This window comes from Sphaerisporangium corydalis, assembly GCF_025506355.1.
In the GTDB taxonomy this organism is placed as follows: Bacteria; Actinomycetota; Actinomycetes; order Streptosporangiales; family Streptosporangiaceae; genus Sphaerisporangium; species Sphaerisporangium corydalis.
Window position 1 is genome coordinate 13,712 of record NZ_JANZYP010000048.1, and the last position, 11,460, is coordinate 25,171.

General features: G+C 71.7%; 9 protein-coding genes. All 9 read left to right on the plus strand.

Annotated features, from left to right (window positions below; genetic code table 11):
- Position 1 precedes the first annotated feature (1 nt).
- The 9 genes from NYZ98_RS28010 to NYZ98_RS28050 all read left to right on the plus strand — a co-directional run bounded on the left by NYZ98_RS28010 (position 2) and on the right by NYZ98_RS28050 (position 11,438).
- Positions 2-1,057 carry a ParB/RepB/Spo0J family partition protein gene (locus NYZ98_RS28010; RefSeq protein WP_262846548.1) on the plus strand — a complete coding sequence of 352 codons (1,056 nt, stop codon included), beginning with the start codon at positions 2-4 and terminating at the stop codon, positions 1,055-1,057.
- A 33-nt stretch (positions 1,058-1,090) separates the two neighbouring features.
- The gene (locus tag NYZ98_RS28015; protein ID WP_262846549.1) at positions 1,091-1,927 is read left to right on the plus strand and encodes a 2-amino-3,7-dideoxy-D-threo-hept-6-ulosonate synthase; all 837 of its coding nucleotides are present in this window, start codon (positions 1,091-1,093) and stop codon (positions 1,925-1,927) included.
- Between the two features lie 51 nt (positions 1,928-1,978).
- Complete coding sequence (locus NYZ98_RS28020; RefSeq protein WP_262846550.1) at positions 1,979-3,091, plus strand: 3-dehydroquinate synthase II family protein; 1,113 nt, start codon at positions 1,979-1,981, stop codon at positions 3,089-3,091.
- Between the two features lie 39 nt (positions 3,092-3,130).
- Entirely contained in the window at positions 3,131-4,480 is a 1,350-nt protein-coding gene (locus NYZ98_RS28025; RefSeq protein WP_262846551.1) for an aspartate kinase, read from the plus strand.
- Positions 4,481-4,670: 190 nt separating this feature from the next.
- Positions 4,671-5,804 (plus strand): cytochrome P450, encoded by a 1,134-nt coding sequence (locus NYZ98_RS28030; protein WP_262846552.1) that lies wholly within the window; start codon positions 4,671-4,673, stop codon positions 5,802-5,804.
- Complete coding sequence (locus NYZ98_RS28035) at positions 5,801-7,009, plus strand: MFS transporter (RefSeq protein WP_262846553.1); 1,209 nt, start codon at positions 5,801-5,803, stop codon at positions 7,007-7,009. Before NYZ98_RS28030 ends, NYZ98_RS28035 begins: the two co-directional genes overlap by 4 nt.
- Before the next feature lie 24 nt (positions 7,010-7,033).
- Positions 7,034-8,566, plus strand: coding sequence for a GMC family oxidoreductase (locus NYZ98_RS28040; RefSeq protein WP_262846554.1), 1,533 nt, complete (start codon positions 7,034-7,036; stop codon positions 8,564-8,566).
- Positions 8,563-10,062 (plus strand): aldehyde dehydrogenase family protein, encoded by a 1,500-nt coding sequence (locus NYZ98_RS28045; RefSeq protein ID WP_262846555.1) that lies wholly within the window; start codon positions 8,563-8,565, stop codon positions 10,060-10,062. Before NYZ98_RS28040 ends, NYZ98_RS28045 begins: the two co-directional genes overlap by 4 nt.
- Before the next feature lie 71 nt (positions 10,063-10,133).
- Positions 10,134-11,438, plus strand: coding sequence for a flavin-containing monooxygenase (locus NYZ98_RS28050; RefSeq protein ID WP_262846556.1), 1,305 nt, complete (start codon positions 10,134-10,136; stop codon positions 11,436-11,438).
- The last annotated feature ends 22 nt before the right edge of the window (positions 11,439-11,460 follow it).

Consider the following 11,460-nt stretch of genomic DNA (forward strand, 5'->3'; position numbering starts at 1 on the left):
ATTGAGCAAGAGTAATCTCAAGGACACGACAGGCTCCGTTGACGACGAGGAGTGGGTCAACGTGGTGAGCGCGAATGCGATCGATCGCGAACGGGAGACGGCCGTCGGCTCCGACGTCGGCTGGATCTCCATCGCCGAGCTCGTCCTGCGGGACTCACCCCGATCCTCGGGTGAGGACACCGAGCACGCGCGGGCTCTCGCCGAGGTGGAGGCCGAGGCCGGGTTGCCGCCGATCGTCGTACAGCGGGGCACGAACCGGGTGGTCGACGGGATGCACCGGGTGCGCGCCGCGCAGTTGCGCGGAGAGCGGGCGATCCGAGCCCGCTACTTCGACGGCGACGACGCCAGCGCCTTCGTGCTGGCGGTGCGGCTGAACGCGCGGCACGGACTGCCGCTTTCGCTGCCCGACCGGAAATCGGCCGCCCGGCGCATCCTGCGCGAGCACCCGGGCTGGTCGAACCGGGCGGTGGCCTCGGTCGTGGGGCTCTCGCCCAAGACCGTCGGCGCACTGCGCGATCAGTGCGGAGTGCCGGTGGCCGAGGTCAGGACCGGCAGGGACGGCCGGGCGCGCCCGCTGAGCACGGCCTCAGGACGCGAGCGCGCCAGGGAGATCCTGCTGCGCGATCCCACCTCCTCGCTGCGCACGGTGAGCGCCGCGGCCGGAGTATCCCCGGGCACGGTGCGGGCCGTCCGGATCCAGCTCAACGAGCAGGCCACGGCGGTGGTCCCGGAGCAGCGGGCCGCGTCATCCGGACAGACCCCTGATCCACGACGCGCCCGGGGCGCGGTTCCGCGGCACTCCGGCCTGGACCGGGCCGGCACGATGCTGCGCGCGCTCCGCTCCGACCCGTCGCTGCGGTTCAACGAGTCCGGCCGGCTGCTGCTGAGCGTTCTGGCGGTGGCCGCGATGGACACGCGGACGCGGGAAGGCCTCGTCGGCGACCTGCCGGACCACTGCGTCGAATTCGTCGCCGAACTCGCGGAGGCGAGCCGGCAGGCCTGGCAGGAACTCGCGAGACGCCTGGCGGAGCGACGATCCTCGGCCACCGATTCCTAACGATTTCCCGATCTGGAAATGGGGTGTTGAGAGATGGCAGAAGCGTACGGCTGGTCCGGGAAGAACCTGCGGACCCAGCGGATTCTGCACTCGGCTTCCGGGACGACGTTCCTGGTCCCGCTCGATCATTCGCTGGCGGACGGCCCGGTGTCGGCCGCCGCCGACTTCGCCGGGCTGGTCGCGGCGATGGCCGCGAACGGCGTGGACGGGATCGTGGTCCACAAGGGGCGGGTCCGTTTCCTTCCCACCCGGTCGCTCGGGCGGCTGGCGCTGATCGTGCATCTGAGCGGCAGCACCAGGCACGCGCCGGACGCCGACGCCAAGACGCTGGTCGGCGCGGTGACCGAGGCCGTGGCGCTGGGCGCGGACGGGGTCAGCGTGCACATCAACCTCGGTTCGAGCAACGAGGCCCGGCAACTGGCGGACTTCGGCCTGGTCGCCGACCGGTGCGCGCGCTGGGGCGTCCCGCTGCTCGCCATGGTGTACCCGCGCGGCCCGCGCATCGCCGACCCGGCCGACCCCGGGCTGCTGGCGCACGCGGCGAACGTCGCGGCGGACCTCGGCGCCGACATCGTGAAGCTCCCGTTCACCGGCTCGCCCGTCACGATGCGCGAGGTCGTGGAGGCGAGTCCTATCCCGGTGGTGACCGCCGGCGGCGGTGTGGTCGGCGACACCGCCACGTTCCTCGACCAGATCGACTCCGCGATGGAGTCCGGGGTGCTCGGCGTCGCGGTCGGGCGCAACGTCTTCCGCGCCGCCGACCCCGGGCGGCTGGCCCGCGCGGTCGCCCAGCGGGTCCACGCCGGACTCGGCCCCCGCAAGCCCCTGACCCCCCTGAACCTGGCCCTGGCCAGCACGACAGTGGCCTGACGTGGCCTGAAGTGACCTGACGGACAACCACTCACGATCAAAGGTGCGCACATGAAATCCGCATGGATCGACCTCCGCGGCCTCACCGCCGATCTCGCCACCGCCGTCATCGAGGAGAGCACCCATCTGGGCGTCGGCGCCGTCGTACTGGACGACCCCGAGCTGGCGGCGAAGGTCCCGCCGACCCTGGAGAAGGCCGCCGTGATCAACGGCGAGACCCCCACGGTCCTGATCGACAAGCTCGTCGACGTGGTCGACATCCTGATCGCCGACCACGACATCGCCGAGAAGTTCGAGGGCATCCGGCCCGGCCTGCGCAACGGCGTCCTGGTCCGGGTGCTGGGCGAGGAGACGCTTCAGCTCGCCTGCAAGATAGCGAACGAGGCGGAGCTGACCCTGGTCGAGTTCCGCCAGGACCCGAGCAAGATCCCGCTGGAGATCCTGCTCGCGGCCGCCGACCGGGCCAAGGGCTCGATCGTCACCGTCGTCGAGGACGTCGAGGACGCGATGGTCACCATCGGTGTCCTGGAGCGCGGCTCCGACGCGGTGCTGCTCGCCCCCCGGCGGGTCGGCGACGCCTCCGAGCTGGTGCGCGTGTGCCAGGGCGAGGCCGAGACGCTGCGGCTGGAGCCACTGGAGATCGTCAAGCTCACCCACCTGGGTCTCGGCGACCGGGTATGTGTGGACACCTGCTCGCACCTGCAGAAGAACGAGGGCATCCTGGTCGGCTCGTACGCGTCCGGCCTGATGCTGGTCAGCAGCGAGACCCACCCGCTGCCGTACATGCCGACCCGCCCGTTCCGGGTCAACGCGGCCGCTCTCAGCTCCTACACCCTGACGCCGGGCAACCGTACCCGCTACCTGTCGGAGCTGCGCTGCGGCTCGGAGATCCTGGCCGTCAACACCAACGGCGGTGTGCGCCGGGTCATCGTGGGCCGGATCAAGATGGAGACCCGCCCGATGCTGCAGATCGAGGCCCGCACCGCCGGCGGTGACCTGGTGGACATGGTCGGCCAGGACGACTGGCACGTGCGCGCCCTCGGCCCCGGCGGCAGCGTGCACAACTTCACGGAGCTGCGGCCCGGAGACCACATCCTCGGGCACACCATGACCGACCAGCGGCACGTCGGATACGCGATCCGTGAGTTCCTGCACGAGCAGTAGACCAGGCCCGCTCCGCTCCGAAGGAAGAGAGTGCGCGAGATGGCGCTCATTGTGCAAAAGTACGGCGGAACCTCGGTCGCCACGCCCGAGAAGCTCATCGAGGCGGCGCGGCAGATCCTCGCGACGCGGGCGGACGGGCACGAGGTCGTCGCGGTCGTGTCCGCCATGGGCGGGACCACCGACAGGCTGCTCCAACTGGCTTCCTCGGTGTCCGGCCGGCCGGATCCCGCTCGGCTCGACGCCCTGCTCAGCACGGGCGAGACCGTGTCCGCCGCGCTGCTGTCGATGGCGCTGAACCACCACGGCGCCGCCAGCAGGTCGTTCACCGGGGCCCAGGCGGGAATCCTCACCGACGACCGCCACGGCCGGGCGACGATCCAGCAGGTGGATCCCCGCCGGCTCAAGGAGGACCTCCGCAGGGGTGCGATCCCGGTCGTCGCGGGCTTCCAGGGTGAGGCGGGTGCCGGAGGTCCCTGCACCACCCTGGGCCGGGGCGGCTCGGACACCACCGGCGTCGCGCTGGCCGCGGCGCTCGGCGCGGACCACTGCGAGATCGTCACCGACGTCGCGGGGGTCTACACCGCCGACCCGAGGAAGGTCGCCGGGGCCCGGCGCCACACCACCCTGCTCTACGAGGAGATGGCCGAGCTCGCGGTGAGCGGGGCCAAGGTGCTGGCGGCGGACTCTGTGGACTACGCGCGGACGCACGGCGTCGACCTGAAGGTGCGGTCCAACCACACCGCCTGCGGCCCGGAGACCTGGGTCGGATATCGCCGCCGCGCCGCCGCGATGGCGATGTCCGGCAGCTCCTGGACACCGGCCGGGCTCGACGAGTTCCCCGCGATCGCCGGGGTGGCCACCAGGACGGGTCTCGTGCGCTGCGTACTGCGCAGGATCGCCGCGGACCACGCGGTACGGATCCTGCGCGGGCTCGCCGAACGGGAGATGGAGGTCGAACTGCGCCGTTACGGCAACCTCGGGACGGAGGACGCGGGCGACCTCGCGATCACCCTGCCCGCGGAGAGCGTGGAGGAGGCGCGCGCGCTGCTGGCCGAGGTCGACCGGGGAACCCGCCTGGACGAGGTGCACTGGACCTCCAACCTGGCGCGGCTCTCGGTCGTCGGCCTCGGGATAGGCCAGCTTCCCGGCTCGCCGCTGCGACTGCTCGAAGGACTGCGGTCGGTCGGCGCCGCGCGCACCGATCTGCTCGTCACATCCAACAAACTCAGCGTGCTGACAGGCGAGAGCGGCCTGGCCGAGGCGACCCAGAGTGTGCACGACACCTTCGTCTGCGAACCCGTGGTGCCCCGGATGCACACCCCCGCCCTGTGGGCCACCGAGCACAGACGGCTGAGTGCCGGCGTGCCCGTGCTGGCGGCGGCCGACTGAACCCCGGCCCCGCCACCGCGCCGGCCGGCCCCGGTCAGGCCGGCGCGGTGCCCGCAGGACGAGAAGCCACGAGCGGAGCGACCCGATGACCATGCCGACGTTCGACCCGACATCTGACGGCCAGGTAGCCGATCCGTATCCGACGTACGCGCAAATGCGCGATCAATGCCCTGTATTTCATGACAAGAAGATGAATGTCGCTGTGGTCACGCGGCACGAGGACGTCGTCCACGTGGCCCACGATCCGGAGACGTACTCCTCGGAGAGCGCGGTGAAGGCGACCGCGGGGCCGGAGGCCGACGAGGTCAAGCAGATCCTGGCCGAAGGCTGGTCGCTGACGCCCAACCTCACCGAGAGCGACGGCGAGGAGCACACCCGGCTGCGCCTGGCGGTGAACCGGGTCTTCACGCCCCGGCGGGTGGCCGAGCTCGAACCCTTCATCAGGGCGACCGGCGAAGAGCTGATCGGACGGTTCGCCGCCGCCGGTTCGACCGACATCATCGAGAACTACGCGTGGCCGCTGCCGCTGTCCGTCATGGCGCGGATCCTCGGCGTACCGGCCGGCGACGTGCCGCTGCTGCGGCAGTGGAGCCACGGCTGGCTGAAGCTGTCCGTCGGCGGCGGCGACGTGGCGGAGCGGGTCGAATGCGCCCGGGACGTCCTCGCCATGCAGAACTACGTGATGGCGATGCTGCGGGAACCGGGGCCGGGCGGCGACGGGCTCATCGCGTCGCTCGCGGCCGACCACGCCGAGAACGGCCTCGACGACGTCGAGCTCATGCGCATCGTCATGAACCTGATCATCGCGGGCCACGTCACGGTCACCCGTTCCATCGGCAACGGCCTGGTGAGCCTGCTGGACCATCCGGCCCAGCTCGCGGCGCTGCGCGAGGGCGAGATACCGCCCGAGGCGATGGTCGAGGAGATCCTGCGGTTCGAGTCTCCGGTCCAAGGACTTTTCCGCACCGTCACGACGGAGACCGAGCTCGCCGGCAGCCGGCTGCGGCCCGGCGACCGCGTGATGGTGCACTTCGGCGCCGCGAACCGGGACGAGCGCGCGCTCACCGACCCGGGCACGTTCGACATCAGGCCGAGGGGCCGCCGCACCATGCTGGCGTTCGGCCGGGGCATCCACACCTGCCTCGGAGCCGGGCTGGCCCGGCTCCAGTTGCGGATCGCCATTCCGCTGCTGTTCGACCGCCTGCCCGGACTACGCCTGGGGCCCGCGGACTCGCGCCGCAGGGAGCGGCTGGTGATCGCGCGTGGATTCGATGAGCTCAACCTGCAATGGGACGTTCCACAAGCACAGGAGGCGACACAATGACCACGCAGGAACAAATGGCCGCACCGGTGGCGGCCGAGAGGAACGCCGCTCTGGTCGGGACGCCGCTTCTGATGCTGGGCGTCGCCCTGGCGGCGGCGAACCTGCGTCCCGCGATCACCAGCATCGGCCCGCTGCTCAACGAGGTGCGCACGGCGCTCGGCGCGTCCGAGCTCTGGGCGAGCGTGCTCACCGCGGTGCCCACCCTCTGCTTCGCCGTCGCGGCCGCGGCGGCACCGCTGGCGGCCCGCAAGCTCGGGCTGGCCCGGGCGGTCGGCGCCGGTCTGATCGTGCTCACCGCCGGGCTGCTGCTGCGGGTGGTGGGCGGGCCGTGGGTGGTGCTGGCCGGGACGTTCGTCGCGGCGTCCGGCATCGCCATCGGCAACGTGCTCATCCCGGTCGTGGTCAAGCAGGCGTTCCCTGACCGGATCCCGTTGCTGACCACGGTCTACACCGTGGCCCTGATGGTCGGCGGCGGGGCGGGCGCCGCGGCGACCCCGTGGCTGCAGGACCAGCTCGGCGGCTGGCGGATCACCCTGGCCGCATGGTCGCTGCTGGCCGTGGCCGCGCTGCTGGTCTGGGTCGCCGGGACGCGCCGCACCGGGCGGCCCGCCGCGAACCCGGTCGCGCCGCAGGAGCGCAAGCTGCTGCTGCGCAGCCCGCTCGCCTGGCTGATCACCGCGTTCTTCGGGCTGCAGGCCGCGGGCTCCTACGTGCTGATGGGCTGGGCCGCGGCCGTGTTCACCGGCGCGGGCATCGGCAAGAACGAATCGGGCCTGCTGCTCGGTCTGCTGGTCGCGGCCGCGCTGCCCGTCACGATGGTGGTCGTCCCGTCCGCGATGCGCAGCCGCAGCCAGTCCTGGTGGATCGCCGGGCTCGTGGGCCTGGAGATCATCGGCACGCTCGGCATGATCATCTCGCCGATGACGCTGCCGTGGCTGTGGTCGCTCCTGTGGGGCGCCGGCATGGGCGTGTTCCCGATCGCGCTCGGCCTGTTCGCGGTGCGCACCCGCACCTCCGCCGACACCGCCGGGATCTCGGCCATGGCGCAGGGCTTCGGCTACCTGATCGCCATGGGAGGCCCGTTGCTGTTCGGCGTCCTGCACGGCTCCACGGGCGGCTGGACCATCCCGATGATCATGCTCGCCGTGATCTTCGTCGTGGACCTGGTCCTCGGGTTCATCGTCGGCAGGCCCCGGTACGTGTAGGACCTCGGCAAGGCAGGAGTGATCATGACCTACGACGTCATCGTAATCGGCGGCGGGTCCGCCGGCTGCGTCCTCGCCAACCGGCTGAGCGCGAGTCCACGGCTGTCGGTCCTGCTCCTCGAGGCCGGGCCCGACTTCGCGACCACCGAGGAACTGCCGGCCGAGATCACCGACGCGACCTACGCACCGTACGCGTACGACTGGGGTTATCGATCGGTCCCGGATCGGTTCGGCAACGAGGTGCCGGTTCCCCGCGGCCGGATCATCGGCGGATCCTCCTCCGTCAACGTCTGTGTGGCGATGCGCGCCCGGCCGTCCGACCATGACGCGTGGGCGGACCTGGCCGGGCCCGAATGGGGCTACCAGGAGATGCTCCCCTTCTACAAGAAGATGGAGCACTACCCGTACGGCGAGGAGAAGTTCCACGGCCTCGGCGGGCCGTATCGCATCACCCTGAGCACGGCGGCGGACCTCGGCCCGCACGTCGCGGCGATGGGAGAGGCGAGCGCGCGGCTCGGATATCCGATGGTCGGCGACTTCAACGCGCCGGGCGCGCCGGGCTTCGCGCACACCCCGCTCAGCGCGGCCGACGGCGTGCGGCTGAGCACGGCCATCGGCTACCTCAACCCGGTCCGCCACCGGCCGAACCTGGAGGTGCGCGGCGACGCGCTGGTCGACCGGGTGCTGTTCCGGGGTGACCGGGCCCGCGGGGTCCGGCTCGCCTCGGGCGAGGAGATCGGCGCCGGGCACGTCGTGCTCAGCGCCGGTGCCTGTAACACGCCGGTCATCGCCATGCGCTCCGGCATCGGAGACCGCGCCGAGCTCGCGTCGCACGGGATCGACGTGGTGGCCGAGCTCCCGGGCGTGGGGCGCAACCTCACCGAGCATCCCGCCTTCTGGAACATCCACGCCGCGAAACCGCCGCAGGGCGGGGCGCGGCAGATGTTCGGCAGCGTGCTCAGCGTCGCCACCGGGCCGGGCGAGCCGGACTACGACGTGCAGATCCTGCCTTCGGCGGCGGTGCGCACCGATAGCCTGCCCGCCATGATCGTCCCGCCGGTCGACGACCATCCGACCGGCTGGGACATGGTGTTCTTCGTCTCCTGCGTCCAGCCCCGTTCGCGGGGCGGCGTGCGGCTCGCCTCACGCGACCCCGAGGACGCGCCGATCATCGATCTCGGGCTCTACACGGCCGCCGGCGACGCCGAACGGGTCGCCGACGCGGTGCGCGTCGCCCGCGGGATCGCGCGCACCCGGCCGCTCGCCGATCTGCTGGTGGACGAGCGGGTCCCGGGTCCTGACGTGAGCGACGAGGAGCTGGCGGACGCGGTCCGGCGCGCGCCGGCGCACTACAACCACAGCAGTTCCACGATGCGGATGGGACCGCACCGTGATCCGGAGTCCGTCGTCGGCACCGACGGCGCCGTGTACGGCGTCCAGGGACTCACCGTCGCGGACGCCTCGGTGTTCCCGGCGATGCCACGCGTGGCCACCAACGTTCCGACCATCGTGATCGCCGAGCGGATCGCCTCGATACTGAAGGACAGGATGTCATGACAACGACGTTTCATACCGCCCAGCTGCTGCGGACGCGCTGGTCCTCGCAGGACGAGGCGGACCGCTTCACCGTGCACAATCCGGCGACCGGCAGGCCGCTCGCGGTCATTCAGGGCGCGGGCGCGGAGCAGGTGGACCAGGCGGTCCGCGCCGCGCACGAGGCCCACTTCGCGTGGAAGGCCCGCACGCCGCGAGAGCGCGGCAAGTGGCTGTGGAAGGTCGCCCAGGCGATCCGCGAGAACGCCGACGAGATCGCGGCGCTGGAGTCCAGCGACAACGGCAAGCCCTTCACCCAGGCGCGGAACTTCGACCTCGAAGGCGCGCCCACCATCTTCGAGCTCTTCGCCGGCCTCTGCGAGGCGATCCCCAGCCAGGCCCGCGACTCGGGCAGCATGCTGGACATCACGCTGCGCGAGCCCTTCGGGGTCATCGGCGCGATCATTCCGTTCAACTGGCCCCCGCTGCACACCGCCGGCAAGCTCGCCCCCGCGCTCGCGGCCGGCAACGCCGTGGTCATCAAGCCGCCGGAGCAGGCGCCGCTGTCGGTGATGCGGGTCGCCGAGATCGCCCAGTCCATCCTCCCCGACGACGTCGTGCACATCGTGCCCGGTGCCGGGGCGGTCGGCGCGTGGCTCGCCGGGCACAAGCTCGTGGGCAAGGTCTCCTTCACCGGCGCGCCCGCCACGGGCCGGGCCGTGATCCGGACGGCCGCCGACAACCTGACGCCGACCCTGCTGGAGCTCGGCGGCAAGAACGCCCTGGTGATCTTCGAGGACGCGGACCTCGACTCGGCCGTGCCGTGGGCGGTGGAAGGCGGCTACTTCAACCAGGGTGAGGCCTGCACCGCCGCCTCGCGCGTGCTGGTCCACGTCGACCGCCACGACGAGGTCGTCCGGCGGCTCGCGGCCGCCGTCGACCGGCTGAAGGTCGGCGACGGCGCGGACGCGGGCACGCACGTCGGGCCGCTGGTCACCCCGGCGCAGCAGCAGCGCGTCCTGGACTACATCGACCTCGGCGCCCGCGAGGGTGCCACGATCGCGGCCCAGGCGGCGACGCCCGCCGACCCGGAACTGGCGGACGGGTACTACGTCCCGCCCACACTGTTCACCGGCGTCACCCCGGACATGCGCATCGCCACGGAGGAGATCTTCGGCCCCGTGGTCTGCGTGATCCCGTTCCGCGACGAGGCCGAGGCGGCCCGCATCGCCAACGGCACCGAGTTCGGCCTGGTCGCCGGGGTGTTCACCCGCGACGCCGAGCGCGCCATGCGGTTCAGCCGTGAGCTGCGCGTGGGCATCGTGTTCGTCAACCACTACAACCGCTCGTTCACCGGCACCCCGTTCGGCGGGGTGGGCGCCAGCGGCTACGGCCGCGAGCACGCCATCGAGACGCTGCAGGAGTACAGCTACGCCCGCAGCCTGCGACTGCCCTCCGGCCGAGGCGAGATCCCGCGCTGGGCACCGTCGGTCGAGGTCGTCACCGAAAACGCGCAATGAGCGCCACCGGGAAGGTCATCGTGCCGCCCCGGACGAAGTCCTGAATTTCGCCGCGGAGAAGGGATGAACGGATGGGAGCGGAGTACGTCGAGACGGTGGTCGTGGGTGGCGGTCAGCAGGGATGCTCGGTCGCGGGCGCGCTCCACCGGCTGGGCTACCAGGCGTTGGTGATCGAGCGCGGCGAGATCGGCCAGGCGTGGGCCAACGAGCGCTGGGACAGCCTGCGCGTCAACACGCCGAACAGGACGGTCGCCTTCCCGGACTGGGCCTACGACGGGGACGATCCGGAAGGTTACATGCCGGCCCGTGAAGTCGCCGAACGTCTGCGGCGCTACGTGGCCGCGATGGGCTTTCAGGTCCGTGAGCACACCAGTGTCCGGATGGTCGAGTTCCCGATCGGCGAGGCGTTCCACGAGGGCGCGCGTTTCCGCGTCCGCCTGGACGACGGCGAGGTCGTCGAGGCCCGCAACGTCGTCGCGGCGCTCGGCGGGTACTCCTCGCCACGCATACCGGAGGTGGCCGCGGGCGTGGACCCGTCGGTCACGCAACTGCACACGCGTTATTACCGCAACCCTGAGTCCCTGCCGAGCGGCGCGGTCCTCATCGTGGGCGCGGGGAACAGCGGCCAGCAGATCGCGGACGACCTCCGGGAAGCCGGCCGGGAGGTGTACCTCGCGGTCGGCGGGCACAAGACCGCGCCCCGGCGTTACCGTGGCGCGCAGATCCTCGACTGGCTGCAGTTGCTGCTGCCGGAGGGCAACCTGGAGACCGCGTCGGGCGGACGGGGTGACTCCCCCGTGCTGCCGGGCGTGTCGGTGCTCAGCGGGAAGGACGGCGGCCAGGACCTGAGCCTGCCGATCCTGGCCGCGAAGGGTGTCACGCTCGTCGGCTCCGTCCGCGGCGCCTCGGGCGGTGTGCTGTGGCTGGAGGACAACGTCCGTGCCGTGGCGCGGGCGGCCGCCCACAAGGAGAGCGAGCTGCTGAAGGCCATCGACACGGCGATCGAGCAGCGCGGGCTGGTCGTCCCCGAGGCGGATCCCGCCCCCGAGTACGACCCCTCGCTCATCGCCGACCACGGCGGCATGCTGGATCTGGTCGCCGGCGGCATCACGACGATCATCTGGGCCACGGGTTTCGTGCCCGACTACGGGATCCTGCCCGCCGGGGCGCTCGGCGAGAACGGCATGCCGGCGCATCGCAGAGGGCTGGGCACGCTGCCGGGCCTGTACTACGCCGGCCTGCCCGAGAGCGGGTCGGTGATGCCGCTTCTCATCGCGGCCACGCGCAACCAGGCCGAGCGCGTCGCCCGGCACATCCAGATGGACAACACCCTCCGGCACCGCTCGCCCATGGCGATCGGCCGGCTGTGGACCTGAGCGTATCGGCGGAGTCAGGAAA